General features: G+C 43.4%; 17 protein-coding genes. 7 read left to right on the forward strand and 10 right to left on the reverse strand.

What is annotated here, in order from left to right; translation table 11 throughout:
- Nucleotides 1–209 precede the first annotated feature (209 nt).
- The 3 genes from ACH0AB_RS02605 (at nt 210) to ACH0AB_RS02615 (ending at nt 3,591) form a co-directional block, all read left to right on the forward strand.
- Nucleotides 210–854 carry a hypothetical protein gene (locus tag ACH0AB_RS02605; protein WP_007114911.1) on the forward strand — a complete coding sequence of 215 codons (645 nt, stop codon included), beginning with the start codon at nt 210–212 and terminating at the stop codon, nt 852–854.
- 130 nt (nt 855–984) lie between these two features.
- Nucleotides 985–2,055: a 3-isopropylmalate dehydrogenase gene (gene leuB / locus ACH0AB_RS02610; protein ID WP_406877041.1), complete on the forward strand. Its 1,071-nt coding sequence runs from the start codon at nt 985–987 to the stop codon at nt 2,053–2,055.
- A gap of 210 nt (nt 2,056–2,265) precedes the next feature.
- Entirely contained in the window at nt 2,266–3,591 is a 1,326-nt protein-coding gene (locus tag ACH0AB_RS02615) for a L,D-transpeptidase family protein (protein WP_406877042.1), read from the forward strand.
- Nucleotides 3,592–3,645: 54 nt separating this feature from the next.
- On the opposite strand, the gene ACH0AB_RS02620 is transcribed toward ACH0AB_RS02615, so the two are convergent.
- The 7 genes from ACH0AB_RS02620 to ruvC form a co-directional block, all read right to left on the reverse strand.
- Complete coding sequence (locus tag ACH0AB_RS02620) at nt 3,646–3,870, reverse strand: hypothetical protein (protein ID WP_406877043.1); 225 nt, start codon at nt 3,868–3,870, stop codon at nt 3,646–3,648.
- Nucleotides 3,871–3,873: 3 nt separating this feature from the next.
- Nucleotides 3,874–5,079, reverse strand: coding sequence for an RtcB family protein (locus tag ACH0AB_RS02625; RefSeq protein ID WP_406877045.1), 1,206 nt, complete (start codon nt 5,077–5,079; stop codon nt 3,874–3,876).
- A 758-nt stretch (nt 5,080–5,837) separates the two neighbouring features.
- Nucleotides 5,838–6,347 (reverse strand): peptidoglycan-binding protein LysM, encoded by a 510-nt coding sequence (gene lysM, locus ACH0AB_RS02630; protein WP_188875284.1) that lies wholly within the window; start codon nt 6,345–6,347, stop codon nt 5,838–5,840.
- A gap of 284 nt (nt 6,348–6,631) precedes the next feature.
- Nucleotides 6,632–7,735: a calcium:cation antiporter gene (locus ACH0AB_RS02635; protein ID WP_312177254.1), complete on the reverse strand. Its 1,104-nt coding sequence runs from the start codon at nt 7,733–7,735 to the stop codon at nt 6,632–6,634.
- Nucleotides 7,736–7,821: 86 nt separating this feature from the next.
- Nucleotides 7,822–9,219 (reverse strand): MFS transporter, encoded by a 1,398-nt coding sequence (locus ACH0AB_RS02640; RefSeq protein ID WP_406877046.1) that lies wholly within the window; start codon nt 9,217–9,219, stop codon nt 7,822–7,824.
- A 103-nt stretch (nt 9,220–9,322) separates the two neighbouring features.
- Complete coding sequence (gene purU, locus ACH0AB_RS02645; RefSeq protein WP_204155830.1) at nt 9,323–10,183, reverse strand: formyltetrahydrofolate deformylase; 861 nt, start codon at nt 10,181–10,183, stop codon at nt 9,323–9,325.
- Between the two features lie 153 nt (nt 10,184–10,336).
- Nucleotides 10,337–10,939 carry a crossover junction endodeoxyribonuclease RuvC gene (gene ruvC / locus ACH0AB_RS02650; RefSeq protein ID WP_060994366.1) on the reverse strand — a complete coding sequence of 201 codons (603 nt, stop codon included), beginning with the start codon at nt 10,937–10,939 and terminating at the stop codon, nt 10,337–10,339.
- 264 nt (nt 10,940–11,203) lie between these two features.
- On the opposite strand from ruvC, the gene ACH0AB_RS02655 reads away from it, so the two are divergent.
- The 4 genes from ACH0AB_RS02655 (at nt 11,204) to ACH0AB_RS02670 (ending at nt 14,868) form a co-directional block, all read left to right on the forward strand.
- Nucleotides 11,204–11,839 (forward strand): FxsA family protein, encoded by a 636-nt coding sequence (locus tag ACH0AB_RS02655; protein ID WP_007114901.1) that lies wholly within the window; start codon nt 11,204–11,206, stop codon nt 11,837–11,839.
- Nucleotides 11,840–12,118: 279 nt separating this feature from the next.
- Nucleotides 12,119–12,826 carry a CoA transferase subunit A gene (locus tag ACH0AB_RS02660; protein WP_007114900.1) on the forward strand — a complete coding sequence of 236 codons (708 nt, stop codon included), beginning with the start codon at nt 12,119–12,121 and terminating at the stop codon, nt 12,824–12,826.
- A 17-nt stretch (nt 12,827–12,843) separates the two neighbouring features.
- A complete protein-coding gene (locus ACH0AB_RS02665; RefSeq protein WP_050325035.1) occupies nt 12,844–13,473 on the forward strand; it encodes a 3-oxoacid CoA-transferase subunit B in 630 nt (209 codons plus the stop codon).
- 180 nt (nt 13,474–13,653) lie between these two features.
- Nucleotides 13,654–14,868: an SEL1-like repeat protein gene (locus tag ACH0AB_RS02670; protein ID WP_406877048.1), complete on the forward strand. Its 1,215-nt coding sequence runs from the start codon at nt 13,654–13,656 to the stop codon at nt 14,866–14,868.
- A gap of 65 nt (nt 14,869–14,933) precedes the next feature.
- Here ACH0AB_RS02670 and rnt read toward each other — a convergent pair whose 3' ends face one another.
- The 3 genes from rnt to ACH0AB_RS02685 form a co-directional block, all read right to left on the reverse strand.
- Complete coding sequence (rnt, locus tag ACH0AB_RS02675) at nt 14,934–15,629, reverse strand: ribonuclease T (protein ID WP_406877049.1); 696 nt, start codon at nt 15,627–15,629, stop codon at nt 14,934–14,936.
- 45 nt (nt 15,630–15,674) lie between these two features.
- Complete coding sequence (gene pyrC, locus ACH0AB_RS02680) at nt 15,675–16,757, reverse strand: dihydroorotase (protein ID WP_406877052.1); 1,083 nt, start codon at nt 16,755–16,757, stop codon at nt 15,675–15,677.
- A gap of 191 nt (nt 16,758–16,948) precedes the next feature.
- Nucleotides 16,949–18,595 (reverse strand): hypothetical protein, encoded by a 1,647-nt coding sequence (locus ACH0AB_RS02685; RefSeq protein ID WP_406877053.1) that lies wholly within the window; start codon nt 18,593–18,595, stop codon nt 16,949–16,951.
- Between the last annotated feature and the right edge of the window lie 213 nt (nt 18,596–18,808).

Genomic DNA, 18,808 nt, shown 5'->3' on the forward strand with positions numbered 1-18,808 from the left:
CATGTATCCCATCCTGCGTATAAGCCGCGTCTAAAAAGGCATTTTTTGACAAAGGTTGGCATATTGGTTATGTTAGTCACATTTTAGCGTGCCTATGACTGTGTTTAAATCATGGCATCATCCGCCATAATTATCATCGTCTAACTATGGCAGCCACCCTGTTACTGCAATATTTTAGTTGCCTTTTTTGATTTGAGGGAATAACGACCATGATGTTTACGAAGCGCTTTTTTCGCCCTGACTGTTTGCCTGTTGTAGGTATAGCCATTGCGATTTGTTCGGCAGTGGCGCTATCTGGCTGTCAATCAATGACAAAGCAGCCAAGCGCACGCGCCAAACCCTCAGTGGTAACAGCGCCGCAACCGATTGCTGCAGGCAAAAGCACCCTAAAATGTACCGGCATTTATGCCTGTGAAATCAATCGTATTGGCACGTTGTCAGTTATTAATCAATCGACTCACACCCCGAGCGCTACACTTGGCAACCATAGCCAAGAGACTAGCCCAGTGACCGTCACACCTTTGATGAGTAAGCCGCAGAGCAAATCTACTATACCAAATTACTTGGTAAGTTTTCCCAGTGGTCAGCACGTGGTTGCCACCCGTTTTTATTTGGATGAGGATTTGACGACGGTTGAAAGTTTTAGTTTTATCCATCGTTTTGAAAGCGGTAAACGCTATGAGCTCAAAGCCTACCGCCAAATTCAAAAGACCGATTATAGTTTGCTAGCGCAGTCTGCCCCAACGCCCCTGTGTATTGATTTGTATGAAAATGCCAAACTTACCAATCAATGGTGTAAAAAACCTAATCAGCAAGGCGCTTTATCGAATGAATTTATAAAGATTGCTTTATAGATGCGCCTTAAAGCGTGACGCAAAAAAGCGTCATTCAATAATGCCTGATTCGATTATTTTTTAGAAACTAACAAAATTTTAAAAGCTGCGTTGTCAGCAAAAAGTTGTGGATTAACGTGAAGGAAGTAACATGACAAAACAAATTGCCGTATTACAAGGTGATGGTATTGGTCCTGAAATCATTGGACAAGCTGTCAAAGTATTGGACAAATTAATCGAGCAAGGATTAGACGCTCATTATGAGTATGGGCTGTTAGGTGGTTCAGCGTATGATGCGCATGGCTCACCCTATCCAGAAGCTACCCAAACTCTGTGCCGCAAGGCTGATGCAGTATTGCTCGGTGCTGTCGGTGGCCCACAGTATGATAACCTTGAACGCTCAGTGCGCCCAGAGCGTGGATTACTGGCGATTCGTAAAGACTTAAATCTATTTGCCAATCTTCGCCCAGCCATTCTTTATCCAGAGCTTGCCAATGCCTCAACTTTAAAACCTGAGGTGGTATCTGGCTTAGATATTTTGATTGTCCGTGAGCTCACCGGCGATATTTATTTTGGTGAACCACGCGGTATTCGCACGCTTGAAAACGGCGAGAAAGAAGGCTACAACACCATGAAATACAGCGAATCAGAAATTCGCCGTATCGCCAAAGTCGCCTTTGAAGCGGCGCAAAAACGCGGTAAAAAACTCTGTTCAGTTGATAAAGCCAACGTGCTTGAGACCACAGAGTTTTGGAAGCAGATTTTCACTGAAGTGGCTGCCGAATACCCAGATGTTGAATTGACTCACATGTATGTCGACAATGCAGCGATGCAGCTGGTCAAAGCCCCAAAACAGTTTGATGTGATTGCCACCGGCAATATTTTTGGCGATATTTTATCAGATCAAGCCTCAATGCTGACTGGCTCTATTGGTATGCTACCATCAGCAAGCTTAAATGACACAGGCAAAGGGCTATATGAACCATCGCATGGTTCTGCCCCTGATATCGCAGGTCAAAATAAAGCCAACCCGTTGGCAACCATTTTGTCATTGGCGATGCTGTTACGCTATAGCCTCAATGATGAATCCCGTGCCACGCAGGTTGAGCAAGCAGTGCAAAAAGTATTGCAGCAAGGGTTACGCACAGGCGATATCTTTGAACAAGGCACCACGCTGGTTTCTTGCTCAGACATGGGTGATGCAGTTATCGCTAACTTATAATCTTTGATTACCCTAATTTTTATTGTGCGTTAAAGGTAGTGTTAGCTGGTCTAACCTGCCTTTTTTTATGCCATTTTTGCCAACATTTTTTTGAAAAATTTGTAAAATCCTGCTTATCTTCAAGCGAGTTTTGCTATAGTATGCCATTATCGTTTCTCTAAAACCTCGATGACCTTCCATCCTCACTTGCTAAATTTTTCTTAAAATTCAATGACTATATCTTCTTATCATAAAATATTACCTTGCTTTACAAGCCTACTGCTTGCTATCAGTTTATCTGCCTGTCAACAGTCACCCAATCAAGCGATGGATGTACCCACAGTTCCGACAGCAAGTACTACAGCTAGTACTGCAGTCAGTACAACCGCAAGTGTCGCTGCCTCTTCGCCTGCCCCAACGCTAAAAGCCAATGTCAGTCAACAGTTTATTGGCACAAGCTTGGTGCAGCAACGACTGAAACAAGCCTTGCCAGAGATTGCCTATACCACTGATAATTTACCAATGGTTGCCCAGCAAGTAAACCAAGTGAGTTGGTCACCCACAGGCGCTATTGATTTGCCAGCCATGCCTGCCTCTGCGGTGGCGGCGTCACAAGCCGCATCAACCACATCTGCTTCAGCGACTCCATCTGTGACGGGTTTTCAATCAACTATTGACTATGCTGCGCTCAAACAATCGGCTAATGATAATCCGTCATCCGTGGCTAACAAAGACGCGTTACCATCAAAACAAGTGTTCATTAAGCCTGATGAACTGCTTGTATTTAAGACCCAAGCCCTGCTTAACTGGCATGGGCATAGTGTGGGTGCGCTGACAGGAATAATGAATAAAAACACCATCAAAGCGATGCAGATTTTTCAGCAAAAGCACAATCTGCCCGTAACCACCACGATGGATGAAGCCACTTGGTCAGCGTTAACCAGCAACGAGACGTTAAATAAGCAGCCGATTTTTATCAATTATCAGCTAACGCGCGATGATTTGGTGATTACCAAAGCGCCCAAAGACATGCAATATAAATCAGCGCGTGAAGCGGTGGCTGAAAAATTTCATATGAGCCAAAAACTGGTGAGTCGATTAAACCCCACCACGCCACTCAAAGCGGGTAACGTTATTACCGTGTACAATCCTTATCAGCCCAATATGACGGAAGTGACTAAGGTTGTGAGCGATAAAAAGAAAAACATTCTATACGCCTATGCTGCTAGTGGTGAGCTCGTTGCAAGCTACCCGACAACAGTCGGCTCTAATTACACCCCCTCACCCTCTGGCACCTTAAAAGTTAAAAATCGGGTATTAAACCCCACCTATAATACTGATTTTTCTTCCAAAGAAAAGTGGCTACCACCAGGACCCAACAACCCTGTGGGGCGTGCTTGGATTGGGTTATCAAAACGGAGTTATGGTATTCATGGCTCGCCTGAGCCTGAGTTAATCAGCGCGCAAAAATCACACGGTTGTGTGCGTTTGACCAATTGGGATGCCCTAAGTCTGTATGGCACGATAGCCGATGGCGCAGACGTGGTATTTGAATAAGTTTATATTGTATAGGCGTCAACTAAACACCCCAAAATCTGGGGTGTTTGGTTATTACGCTTCCTGTCGCCAAACTTGTTTTCGCAAATCCTGCTTGGTCTGCCTGCGTTGTTTTTTACGGGCGATTTCGACATCGTCTTTTTCATGCAGTCCGCCTTTTTGCAAAAGCGGATTTAACGCCAAGTAATTACGGGGCTTAACTGGCAAATTAGATTGGGCAATCAGCGGGTTTTTCTCCAGTTGCTCGCCCAATTTGATTAATTTTTTTTGGTTTTTCATGGTTTATCCTTTAATACACATCACTTGTTTAAGCGCATGCACGACTTCGACAAGCGCCGACTGATTCGCCATCACCGTATCAATATCTTTATAAGCCTCTGGAATTTCATCCATCACGCCCTTGTCTTTACGGCACTCCACACCCGCCGTCTGGGCTTTTAGGTCATCAAGGTTAAAATGCCGAATCGCTTTGCCACGGCTCATGCGTCGCCCTGCCCCATGTGAACACGAACACAACGCCTCGCTATTGCCCTTGCCTTTGACGATATAGGATTTTGCCCCCATCGAGCCAGGTATAATCCCAAGCTCACCCTCATAGGCAGAAATTGCCCCTTTGCGGGTGACATACACGTCCTCACCGTAGTGATGTTCTTGGCTGACATAATTGTGATGGCAATTAATCGCCTCGCGAGTCAAGGTAAAATGCGGCAGTTCACGCTGTAGCACATTGATAATCAACCGCATCATTTCACGGCGATTCTCCAATGCATAATCTTGCCCCCACTGCACCGCCTCGAGGTAATCGTCAAAACTATGGGAGCCTTGGGCAAAATACGCCAAATCACGGTCGGGTACGTGCCCAAAGCGGCTTTGCTGTTCCTTTTTGGCAAGGGTAATAAAATACTCACCAATACAGTTGCCAATACCGCGACTGCCCGAATGCAGCATCACCCAGACATCCTCGTTTTCATCGATACACAGCTCAATAAAATGATTGCCACCGCCCAGCGTACCGAGCTGTTTTGCCCAAGTTCGCTCAAAGTTGCGCAGCATTTTGAGCAGCTCCTTGTGCTTATCGGTGATGCACTTTAAGCGTTTGGCAAGCGGGTCAAGCGTAGTCATTTTAACCGTGATAGCTTGGTGCTGGTTAAAACCGACAGGGACTTTGGCTTCAATCGCTGCACGGATTTTAGCCAGATTATCGGGCAGTTGGTAGGCTTTGAGCGACAGTCGCACCGCGTTCATGCCGCAGCCGATATCCACACCCACCGCCGCAGGAATAATCGCATCTTTAGTCGGAATCACACTACCCACAGTCGCACCCTTGCCCACATGCACATCAGGCATCACCGCAATGTGGTGATGGACAAATTCAAGCTGGGCAAGATTACGTAACTGCTGGATGGCTTCTTGTTCAATATCTTTGGTAAATACTTTGACAGGTACGCCATGTTGCGCAGATTTATTTAATACTAATTGAATACTCATATATTTTTTCTGTTTGAATGCTAAATTCACACCCTTAAAATTTTTAGCGTAGCAAATTTAGACCAATAAATGATAATTAAAATTTTTTGAAATAACTTTGATAAGTAAATTTAAACAATAAAACGTCGTCCAATCGTTTAACACGACTGGCAAACAAGACTGACACACGTAAATGCGTTTGAAAAACTTACTGCTCTGAAAAAGTTTATTATCGCGGGGTGCGTTTTAGCTATCCGACAATTCCTGTGACATGTAAAAATAGGGGCATGGGAAAATAGGAAAATTTTAGACAACAAAAAACCCAAATTATTACCATCACAATAAACACAATCAAAAGCCAATATTCGCTTTATCATCAGTCAGTTACTATTGATGGTGATGCTTTGGGTTTGGTAAATCAAAATCGGTAAATGTAGAGCGTATCGCATATACGCGGTTAAAAAACCAAATTTTAATTAGTTAAAACAGACGGCAGACACATCAACAGTGTTGTTTAGACGTTTTACGTTGTGAGTAAGTACGGACATCATGTGTCTCCTTTTTCCCTTTTGCTAGGGTGGCGGTTTTGGCGATGGTACTAACATCAGAATGCCAAAACAAAGCTGAAATAAAAGTTTGAGTGCGTTCACAGTTTGATATGTTATCAAAACTAATGAATGAGCGACATACTATAAAACTTTATTTGTCGATATGCAAATTTTTTTATAAAAAAACCAGCGACAGGGGTCACTGGTTGTTTATAAGGCTTAAGGTAAAAATTAAGCTGGAATACGAAGTACTTGACCTGGATAGATTTTATTTGGGTCAGATAATAATGGTTTGTTGGCTTCAAAGATTTTGTTGTATTGGTTGGTATCACCATACACTTCTTTTGAAATTTTTGACAGCGTATCGCCTGATTTCACTGTATACATACGAGATTCTGGCTCTTGCGTTGCAACCGTGATATTGTCTTCCACTTGTGCAACATACTGTACATTACCTGCCGCTAGAATGGCTTTTTCGCGCTCTGCTTGGTTAGCAGCGGAACCATTAATGGTTACTTTGTCATTGTTACCGTCATAGTTGACTGATAGATTGTCAATTTTGGCATTTTGTTGGATGCGCTGAATCAATAAGTTTGCAATCTCTTGTGCAGATGGCTCAGTAGAAGCGGCAGGCGCTGCGGTTGGTGCAACGTTTGATGCAGGTGTCGATGCTGGCGCAGCGTCTTTGTTACGATGAAAGATTTTATCACCGATGTCTTTTGCAAAACTAAATAGTCCCATTTGTTTTTCCTTATGTTTTAATATTTTAATATACGATTTTTAATGTCTGGTTTGTTGAAACTCTTAAATGACCGTTTCAATACCTCAAATGACTAGAACGACCTCAAATCACTACAACGATAATCGTGTTAATGATGGCGTTATTCTAGTTGCCCTCTAGATTAGCAAAAACTTAAATTGATGAGCATAAGTATTTAGTAAAAGAATGTTACTGATTGCAAGTAGTCTTTCATTTATTACGTCATTTATTACGCCAATTTTCTATGCCATTTATTCCTTTAGGGTTAGGGGATAATGGAGAAAAACACGAAAGTGCCTAACATGACTAAATGAATGATGCCATGTAAAAAAGTGGTGCGCCCGGTACTTAAAGTATTGATGGTTATCATCAGCGTAATGACTAGCATTAGCCCTTCTTTAGCAGACAACCCAAACATGACGGGCGTTGCTGTGAAGATTGAATAAAGCGCGATAACAGGAATTGTCAACGAAATAGACGCCAAAGCCGAGCCGAGCCCCAAATTTAAACTGTTTTGCAGCTGGTTGTTGTAGGCAGCTTTTACCGCAGCAATAGATTCAGGCAACAGTACCAAGGCAGCAATGATAATCCCTAACACAATTTTTGGCATACCCATCGCCAGCAGCGCCGCTTCCATCGCAGGCGACAACATTTTAGCAAGACCCACGACCGTCACCAAACTGAAAAACAGAAATCCCACACTCATCGCCATGGTTAGCGCATTATCACTGTGATGCAGGTCTTCTTGCCCATCAGCAATAAAATAATCTCGGTGACGAATGGTTTGGGTAAAGATAAATGCGGCATACAAAATCAAACAGCAGATCGCTACAAACAGCAGCTGAGCGCCAATCATAAAACCGCCTGCGGCAGAGGTGGTAAAATTGGGTAAAATAAATACGATTAATGCAATCGCCAATAACACACTAATTGCCGCTTTACTGCCATGCAAACTATAACGCTGTACATAATTTTTGATACCACCAATTAACAGGCAAATACCAATAATCCCGTTACAAATCAGCATCACTGCTGCAAATACCGTATCACGGGCAAGCACCGCGGCATCGGTGGGTGTGCTACTACTCATGAGTGCCAAAATAAGTGCCACTTCAATCACAGTGACCGCCAATGCCAAAACCAACGTACCAAAAGGCTCCCCCACTTTGTGAGCAATCACCTCAGCGTGATGTACGGCAGCAAAAACTGACCCCATCAAAAAAATCGCCGTCACGGTATTCATGATGATACCCGAGGGATGCCAAATCAAATGCACCGCAAGCACTAAAGCGGCAATACTTGGCGACAATAACGTCCAAATGGGTAAATTGATATTATATTTTTGGTTCAGCCAAAATGTTTTCGCCATATCCCCTCCGCTCTATCTATATTTTCTAATTTATCATATAAATAGATAATATGGTCAAAAATATTAAAATTCAATTAAAAATGAAATTATTTCTCATTATTTTGTAATTTATGCCAGTAAATTATTGGTAAAAGGCACATAAAGCCAATCAGCATACTCACCAAAAAATGCCATTGATAACCCAAAAAATGCGCCATATAGCCGCTGGCAAAATGTGCTGAGCCGCCCAACACCGTCAACAGACAAACCTGCACGGTAAAATCACTCCCCGCATTGGCAGGGCGTGAATAATGCATAATGGTCGTAAGCATCGCAATCAGCGCCAACGATGCACAAAAATGCTCCAGCGCATTGACAACATATAGCCACAAAAAATCCGTCAGTAACTGATGATAAAACCCATAAGCCACCAAGCCATACAACCCTGTGGTCAGCGCTTGGGCAAGATTAAAATACAGCAGGGACGTAAAGCGAGTGAGTCGTTTCATCAAAATTGTGGCGACCCCTGCCCCAGCGACTGAGGCAGCCGAGCCCAAAATAGTTGCCCAAAAGCCAATTTGCTGCAAGTTGAGTCCGACATCGACCATCATCGGTTTGACCATGCCGCTTGAAATACCATCAGCAATTTTATAGGTCAATAACACCCCTAGCCAAGCCAGCATCTCCCGCGATGACCAAAAATACTGATAATGGCGGCTAAGGTAATTTTTTAGCGCCTTCAAACTGCCAGATTTTGCTACCTGTACTTGTTTTTTTGGGGGTTCAACCGAAGTGTGGGTGTGCTCTTTAAAAAACACAATGGGCACGGTATTAAGTGCCACCAAAGCCGCCATAGCAAGAAAACTATTACGCCAGCCCCATTGTTCTAATAGCATCAGCAACACACCGCCACCGACAATAAGCCCCAGCCGATAGCCGATGACTTGTACGGCATTGCCTTGGCTTTGGCGATGATGGTGATTGGTCGTCTGATTCACAGAATCAAGATTAGGCGCAGGCATATCATGGGTCAGCGGTTCTTTGGGCGCCATAGCCGTTTTAAGCAAACGGGTTGCTAGCCCATCCGTCGCCACATCGTGTGTCGCCCCAATGAGACTTAAGGTAAATAACATCCCGTACAACGTCATCACCGAACTGGTTTGTGCCAAATTATGCGGTTCAAAAAACGCCACCGCAACCAGTATGACAATCGACAGCCCTTGCATCGGCAAAATCCAACTTTTGGCGCGTCCGATTTTCTGTGAATAATAGCCGTCCACGACAGTAGCCCACAGGAATTTAAGCCCCCAAGGTACCAAAATCAGCCCCGACCAACCAATGGCAACCAGTGAGACTTTGTATTCGCGTAAAATCGCTGGCAAGGCTTGGGTGATAAATCCTGCGGGCAAACCTTGTGCCAAGTATAAGGTGAGCAGTAAGCCTAATGTTTTATAGTGGGTCAAATGAGTGCTGGATGGTGGCGCAGGCGACTTTGATAACGGCATAGGACTACCACAGGTAGATTATTTTTATAGTCGGGAGAGGGGCGTAAAACCTACGCCCTAATAACAATATAAGCTTCAATGACAACAAATAACGGATGAAAAATTAGTTAAATACCACCGTTTTATTGCCTGTAACAATCACCCGGTTTTGTAGATGCCAACGCACGGCACGGGTCAGCACGCTACGCTCGACATCTTGTCCAATCGCCCGCAATTCTGCCACATGGTGGCGATGGCTGACACGGTGCACGTCTTGCTCAATAATTGGTCCTTGGTCAAGGTCGGCTGTGACATAATGCGCGGTGGCACCAATCAATTTGACACCTTTTTCATACGCTTGGCGGTATGGATCAGCACCGACAAAGGCTGGCAAGAATGAGTGGTGAATATTGATAATTTTCATGTGCCAGGCGGCGGTAAATTCAGCGGACAAAATCTGCATATAGCGCGCCAGCACCAACAAATCACAGTCTTTTACCAGCGCTTGAATTTCGGCTTCTGCTTGTACTTTATTGTCTTTGCTCACAGTCACTTGATGAAATGGCACACCAAAATTTTCTACCGCTTGGCGCAAATCATGGTGATTACTGACGACACAGGTAATCTCACAATCTAGTTGCCCTTGTTGCCAGCGCCACAGCAAATCAAGTAGCGCATGGTCGTATTTGGACACCAAAATCGCCACTTTTTTACGTTTACTGTTGTCAAATAGTTTCCACTCCATTTGATACATGCGAGCGACGGTATGCTCAAAACTGCCTTTCATATTATCGATGATATTGTCTAAATCATTGATAGCCATTTCAAGGCGCATAAAATATTGACCGCCTTCGGGTTCAGTCGAGTATTGGTCAAGGCTGATAATATTGGCGCCATAACGATAAAAAAATTCGGATACAGCTTGCACAATGCCTGCGCGGTCTTGGCATTTAATCAATAAAGTTGCAGTAGCTAGTTGGCTCATGAGGTACTTCTTGTGTTCAGTTTTCAAAAGATGCCATTGTAGCGATTTTTGTGCTGACAAAGAAGTCTAAACCCGTTAAAAGCCTTGTTAGATATAAAAATTTTCTTGAGATTGGCGAACCCCTAACTTTTAACTTAACTTTTAGTATATCTTTTAACTTAAATTACCCAAATCAACTTCGGTCAAGCGCCAGCGCCCTTTTTTCTTTGAGCGTCCACCTGCGCTTTGACCAGCGATTACCGCGGCGCCACCGAGCAATTTATTCAGTGTCTGACTATGATAGGCATGACAAATCGCACACGCCAACCCATCTGCCGCATCCGCTTGCGGCTGTATCTCAAGGCTCAACAGGCGCATCACCATAAGCTGAATCTGCTCTTTGTCTGCCGCGCCATAGCCACATACCGCTTGTTTGATTTGCCGTGCGGTATATTCAGCTACTTGCAAATCTTTAGCAACCATAGCGGCAATCGCTGCACCCCGCGCCTGCCCAAGCTTGAGCGCGGTATCGGGGTTTGATGCCATAAATACTTGCTCGATGGCAGCGGTCATGGGTTCATTGGTGTATTTTTGATAATGCTCAACAATACGGCTAATCCCATCAAATATCCGCTTTAACCGCTCGGGCATGGTTTCCCCTTGGCTGTAAGCATGAATCGTGCCTGCATCCAAATGTTCAAGTTTATCCCCACTCAACCGAATGATGCCATAGCCTGTCAGACGTGAGCCTGGGTCAATACCAATAAAGATGCTCATAAAAGATGCTCGTATAAAAAGATACCCACAAAACAATTTTGCTAAAAATGCAGTCGAAGTTAAAAACATCGAAGCTAAAATATCGAAGCTAAAAACGCAATCAAATTATAGCATTTATCAAAAATTTAACGAAAAAATTGCTGAATTTCAAAAAACTATTTGATAGTTTTATGCATTACCCCCATCATTATTGCATTGGTTAATGATTCATCGTTTGTTCTTTATATCTTTATAGTTTATTCACAATTTAGGAATCGTATTTTCATGGGAAATATAGTTGGGATTGCCATTGTCTGGTTGATTATTGAGATGCTAGTTTGGTATCTAATCGCACAATTTGTCAGTGGCTGGTGGGTGTTTTTGTGGTTTGTCGTGGCTGGCTTTGTGGGTGCCGCACTCATTAAAAAAGGCATAGCCACCTTAAAACCGATGGCTGGACAAGCGCAAGCTGCCATGCTTAACCCTGCCATGCGTCCCAATGAAAATTCCGTGGTTAAAGCGATTGCTTTTGCGGTGGCAGGTATCTTGTTGGTACTGCCAGGTATTTTAAGTGATATTGCGGCACTTATTGTGTTATTACCCGCGGTACAAAATAAGTTTAAAGCCTTTGCCAAAGACTATGCCACTAAAAACCCAGAAAAATTGATGCAAATGATGGCAAGCAAAATGGGCGGTATGGATCCCTCAAAAATGGGTGGCTTAGGGGGTCTTGGCGGCATGGGTGGACAAAACCCGTTTGGTGGTCAAAATCCATTTGGCGGTATGGGCGGACAAAGTCCATTTGGGGGCTTTGGTGGCAAAAATAACAACGGCGGTAAATTTGGCACGACCATTGACGGACAAGCCAAAACGGTCAACTCGAACGCCAAACGCATCACCCGCTCTGCCAATGATGACTAGAAGATGGATAAAAAATTGACTATTAAACATTAATAAATTTAAGGCATCCCTAGTATGCCTTTTTTTATCCCCTATTTTTGCGAAAAACTGGGTTTACTTTTTGCAAAAATTCATGCAATGTGATTTACTTAAGACAAAATTTGTTATATAAATTCTATAATGATACAATTTGTTTCGTTTTGGAATTTTTAGTTTTGAGCGTAATTTTTATTTTTGATAAATGTTTTTATTTTTGGTAAATGATATTAACAACATTGGTTAGCGACAAGGAGTGAATGTATGACCAGCAAAGTATATGACAGCGCAGCTGCGGCACTTGAAGGCGTCATCAAAGATGGACAAACGATTGCGGTGGGTGGTTTTGGTCTGTGTGGTATTCCCGAAGCTTTAATTGAAGCCTTGCGAGATAGCGGCGTTAAAGATTTGACCTGTATCAGCAATAACGCTGGTGTCGATGGTTTTGGTTTAGGATTATTGCTAGAGACTCGCCAAGTCAAAAAAATGATTGCGTCGTATGTGGGTGAAAACAAAGAATTCGAACGTCAGTTTTTATCGGGTGAATTGGAAGTGGAATTGACCCCACAAGGGACGCTGGCAGAAAAATTGCGTGCAGGGGGTGCGGGCATCCCTGCGTTCTTTACCGCCACTGGCGTAGGCACCCAAATTGCTGAAGGTAAAGAAGAACGTGAATTTGACGGTCGTCAATATATCCTTGAGCGCTCATTAGTCGCTGATGTGGCACTGGTCAAAGCCCAAAAAGCGGATAAAGCGGGCAACTTAATGTTCAACAAAACGGCGCGAAACTTTAACCCAGATGTCGCCACGGCAGGTAAAGTCACCATTGTCGAAGTTGAGCAATTGGTGGAAACTGGCGAGCTAGACCCTGACCAAATTCATTTGCCGGGTATTTATGTGCATCGCATCGTGGTCAATGCCAACCCAGAAAAACGCATCGAAAAAGTGACGACCAAAGAACAGACAAACTAGGATATAAGGAGATTACCATGGCATGGACTCGTGAACAAATGGCACAAAGAGCCGCTAAAGAACTACAGGACGGCTTTTATGTCAATCTAGGTATCGGTTTACCGACCTTAGTGGCGAACTATATTCCAGAAGGCGTCAATGTTTGGCTACAATCAGAAAATGGGCTGCTTGGGATTGATGAATTCCCAACACCCGATAAAGTTGACCCAGATTTAATCAATGCGGGCAAACAAACCGTCACCACAGCGACTGGTGCGAGCTTTTTTTCAAGCTCACAGTCATTTGCCATGATTCGTGGCGGCAAAGTCAACCTTGCTATCTTGGGTGCGATGGAAGTTTCAGACAGTGGCGATCTTGCCAACTGGATGATTCCTGGCAAGATGGTCAAAGGCATGGGCGGCGCGATGGACTTGGTCGCAGGCGTTCAACGCGTCATTGTATTGATGGAACATACCAATAAACATGGCGAGCCAAAAGTATTGGCTGAATGTACGCTACCCCTCACAGGCAAAAAAGTGGTGAATCGTATCATCTCTGATTTAGCCATCATGGATGTGACCGATAACGGTCTAAAACTGGTTGAGCTGGCAGACGGTGTCACGTTTGAAGAATTACAATCAAAAACGCCTGTAACCATTGCACAATAATTGCACTCTAACACCTGCAAGATAACAACTGTAAAATAGCGCTGTCACAAGTCAGCGTTAAATTGCCATTAAAAGGACAGTGATGCTGTCCTTTTTTATGGTTTTTTTATGGGTATGGCTTTTTTACTTTCGGTAATTTGTCCTCTATAATGACATCATTATCAACATTTATCCAACGCTATGATTGCATCTCGCTTCTCTCATCCCAAATTTATCACCGATGAAGACAATCCGCTGATTGATCGTAAATATCCCAATGAGATGACAGCCGAGGATGGCGTGGCATTGCCGCAAATTTATCGGTTTGACTTTACCGAGGTGCCAGATTTTAGCCAAACAGTGATGCAAATCACCCCTGTGATTGATGCACCCAATATGATGGTTATGCCTAATGATCATGAAGCGGTATTGGAAATTGTCACCCCTGCTACTGATAAATCCGTGCGCATGTCTCAACAAACGGCGTCATCGGCGGCGCCCACTTCGCTCAACAATCCCCTTACTTCTCAATCGCTAACTAGCAAAATCCCATCAAAAGCACGCTCAAATCGCCAAGTCATTGCGCAAGCAAGAGCCCAAGCCAAACAAATTGAACAGCAAAAACAACTTGAAGAACAGCAACGCCAAGCAGAGGAAGTTGCGCGATATAAGGCAGAAGTTGAAGCCGCGCTACTCAATCCCACACTGCATAAAGGACTGCTCAATCAGCGCAAATCCATTGCCGAATCACAGGCAGTGGTCAACAAACATGCGATTTTTGGCGAGCTTGCACAGGATTTGCAGACCATTCAATGGCTTAATTCAAGTCTGACTGAGCAAAACCGAGCAATGTATGAAAAAGCGGTTGCGCTGATTCAAACAGCGCAATCAAGTGGCAATGCATCGGAAAATAATTTATTAGAAAACAGTGTACTCGAAGACAATGTAGCAGCAGGAAATGTAGTGGAAAACACTCTATCAGCAGATAATTTGGCAACAGTCTTAAAAGTGATTGATGAATTTGCCGAGAATGGTCTTGCTGATGCATTGCTGCGCCAAGCGCTGTGGCTATTTGAAGGCAATCACTTACTCAAGATTTCTCAAAACTCCCAACAAGCTTTGCTATTGTTGCAACAAGCAGCCTCGCAACAAGACAATCGCGCGGAGAAATTACTCAGTAAACTCTACTATGCAGGACATGGGGTTGAGCAAGATAACGAGATGGGCAAATACTGGCTAGAGCTGGCTGCGGCACATGGTCACCCTGACGCCATACGCATTTCACAAGGTATTGCCACCCTGTCATTACTCAAGCAAACCCAACGCGAAGATACTAGCTATGGCAAAAAAATGGCGCTTGCGACTGCGGCGCTGATTATGTTCATGATACTGATATTTGTGGCAGTTAAAGTTTAAAGATTTGGATGAATTGTGATTTACATATTAAACAAGGTTAAACATCCAAACCACTAACAAAAAATTTAGCCATCAGTAGGGTCGTCAGATGGCACTAGTACGTCCTCATCATTAGGCTCATCGCTCGCCAAGTTTGGCGTCAGCAGCGGATAATTGTTTAAGATATAACAAAACAATTCAGCCGTTTTTTGGGTGTCATATAAAGCAGAATGCGCTTCATTACCATCAAATTCTAGTCCAGCGAGTTTGCACGCTCTCGCCAGTACCGTTTGACCAAACGCAAGCGCGGATAAGGTGACGGTATCTAACACGGAGAACTGGTGAAATTGGCTTTGATTTTTGCTATTGGTACGCTCAATTAAAGCATTTAAAAAGCCCAAGTCAAAATGCGCATTGTGCCCCACCAAAATACATTTGGTACATTGGGTTGATTGACGCACCGTTTTTAAATATTTAAAAATACGGCGAATGGCGGTTTTTTCATCTTCGGCAATGGCTTTTCGCATCGGGCTATGCGGATTAATGCCGGTGAATTGCAGGGCGCGCGCTTCAAGATTTGCCCCTTCAAACGGCTCAATATGGGCATTGACCGCCTCCCCTGGGTAAAAACGCCCGGTATTATCCATCAAAATTGGAATACAGGCAATCTCAAGCAAAGCATCGGTTTTTGGATTGAATCCTGCTGTCTCTACGTCCACCACCACGGGCAAGTAATTGCGAAAACGGTTGGCAATAGTCATCGATTCAGTTGTGGCGGTCATACGTTACCTTGCGGAAAAAAAACAGAAAAAATAAAGGGTGAAAAATCATACGGCTAATTTAAATGGCATCACTTTCCAGTCCAGCGTTTGTCCAGCCATCAGCGGGGTCAAATCTTTACCGTCAAGATAAGGATAATGCTCGGGGACTTGCCATGCTTCACGCACCAAGGTCACTTTATCACTATTGGTAGGTAAGCCATAAAATTTTGCCCCGTGAATACTGGTAAAGCCTTCTAACTTGTCAAGTTTGCCCACGCTGTCAAAGGCTTGGGCATACAAGGGCAGCGCAATCGATGCGCTGTAACAGCCTGCACAACCGCAAGCATTTTCCTTGGTATGTGTCGCATGGGGCGCAGAGTCAGTGCCAATAAAGAATTTGGGATTACCACTGGTTGCTACATCAAGTAATACTTTTTGGTGACTTTGGCGTTTTAAAATCGGCAAGCAATAGAAATGCGGTTTAATCCCGCCCACCAGTAGGTGATTACGATTAAACAGTAAATGCTGCGGGGTAATCGTCGCTGCGACATTTTTGCCCTGTGACAACACAAAGTCAGCGGCGTCACTGGTGGTGATGTGTTCAAAGACGATTTTTAATTTTGGAAATTTATCAATGAGATTGACCATCACTTCATCAATAAAGCGTTTTTCACGGTCAAAAATATCAATATGATGGTGCGTCACTTCACCATGAACCAACAGCGGCAAACCCAACGCTTCCATCTTGGCAAATACATCGGTGCAATGATTGATATGGCTCACACCATCCGCAGAATTGGTGGTCGCACCTGCAGGATATAACTTGACTGCTTTTACTACACCTGAATCAACAGCAGCTCCGATGTCTGCTGCTGTCAGTGACTCGGTCAAGTAAAGCGTCATCAATGGCTCAAATTGCTGTGAGATACTGTCGTTGGGCACTTGCGCCAAAATACGCTCACGATAAGCGATAGCATCAGCGGCTGTTTTGACGGGCGGCACCAAATTTGGCATACAAATAGCGCGGCGAAAATTAGCTGCAGCATGTGGCACCGTCGTGACAAGCGCCTGCCCGTCCCGTAAGTGAATATGCCAGTCATCAGGTGCAGTAATAGTAAAAGTATTGATAGGTGTAGTCGCTGCGCTCATGATTTCCTCGAACAGTTTTGAGAATGCCTTAAAAAAACAACGTCAAAAACCGATAATTGAAGCGTTGAAAAACTTGTGCATCATAGCAGTTTTAAGCAAAAAACGACATGAAAATATTCGCAAACCCAGTACTCCGACAAATAATACGTCAGTTTATGTCGTTTTTATGCCAGTTGGTTTTTATGACGGTGTTAATGGGTTTTGGATTTACTACTGGGTTTGTTATTTGCTTTATTGTTTATCTTATTATCCACCTTGTTATCCACTTTTTTATTCGCTTTGTCATCTGCCTTATTATTCGTCGTGTTATTTGCCTTTTTTTCAGGCTTTCTAGCGGATTTTTTGTCAGTGGCGATTGTTGACGATGATGAGGCTTTCTGCGCTTTTTGTGGCGATTTTTGTTTTACAGTTTTATCGTTAGTCGCTGATTTTTTGCTAGCGCTAGCGGCTTTTTCAGAGGACTGCTTGTCGCCTTTGGTCATTAAGTTAGCTTTTTTGTTATCTGTTTTAGCATTATTTCTAGAATCAGGGCTAGAATCACGGTTAGAGTCAGTGCCAGAATCAGGGCTGGTTGTTTTTTTGCGCTCTTTGTTAGACTGCTTTTTGTCGGATTTTTTCGTGTCTTGCGCTTTTTTAGCTTGCGCTGAATGCTTATTATCTTGTGATTTGTGATTATCTCGTGGTTGATTACTATCTTGTAGTTCAGAGATAGCTGCTTTTTTATTAGGCTCAGTCATTGCTATCGGATTAGTCATATCCGCTACAGAGGCGACTTTTACTATTGCCACATCGTGATAAACCGGATGTGCCTCTGACATTTTTGCGGATGGTTGAGTGGCGGCAGGCTTATCTTTGACGCTCACCAACGCGCCTACCCCGCCAAAAACGGCGACAGATAATACAGTGGCGGTCGCAATCCAATTTTTTTGTAACTTATCTATCCAATGACTGGGTTTGCGAACTTGCGGTTTGGCAAAAATATTGCTGGCTGAAAGGGCTGTTTGTGTGTTTGACGTCACCGCTTTGTTTATTTGGCGATTGCCTTTTGAAATCACCTGTCGATTGAAGTGAGCCTGCGGGATGGTCATTGGCGCAATGTTAAAGAAATTGGACGGTTTATAAATAGTTATTTGCTGAATAATATGCTGTTGATAGACAGGCAAGTCCGCAACATTTTGAATTTTTGACCATGTTAATTGCTGTTGCTGCATTGCTTGAAAACTGACAGCGCGTTTAAAATTCACTGCATTTATCAGCCCCGTATCTTCTGGTGACATAAAAAAAACCGGCTGCATCGCAAGCCACTCAGTAATCTGCGCTGAGTCTATGGTTTTTTGTAGCGAACTTATCGTATCTGCCAAATTTATCACCGCCAATGCAGTGATAGTCTGCCAAATAGTTAACAGCTTATCTAAGGGTAGATGGGTTTTTTCCAGTAGCACGCCGGCAATCATCGTTTTTTGGGTTTCATCATCAAACACCTGCTCAAAAATTGATGGGCTATTTTTAGACAGTTGTTTTAAGGTTACAAAGTTGATGCCGTTTTCAGTAAAATTTTTTGTAACTAAAGTCGTGAAAAATTCGGGGATAAGACTATTTTTATCTGTTACCTGTGGCAAAGTTTGATGGATTAACGACGAATTTTGCTGAATTTTTGCCGATAACTGATAAAGCACGACTTTTAATAGCTCAGGCATGACTTTTTTTAGATAACAAATTGATAGTTGTGACCCATCTGCGACTATCGGTAGCAATGGCGGCAGAGTGTTTGCCCAAAAATGATATAGCGATATATGGTCAATGATATTACAAGGCATTGAGGGATTTTTTGACAGCATACTTTATCACTTAATTTACATTTTTTGGCGTTGGAGTGGTTAGTGAGTTTTTAGCAATATCGTAGATGCTGGGCAACTTCTTTATACGCACTCTAAAAAAATAGCGTTAAATTTAGAAATCTTGTTGATACTTTATAATTTGGTAGTGGTTTGAAAAGTATGCTGAGAAAGAAATAGAAAAGACAACTTGGTAAAAAGATGATAATTTGAGGT

It is taken from the genome of Moraxella sp. 179-F 1C4 NHS, from assembly GCF_045370505.1.
Taxonomy (GTDB): domain Bacteria; phylum Pseudomonadota; class Gammaproteobacteria; order Pseudomonadales; family Moraxellaceae; genus Faucicola; species Faucicola tetraodonis.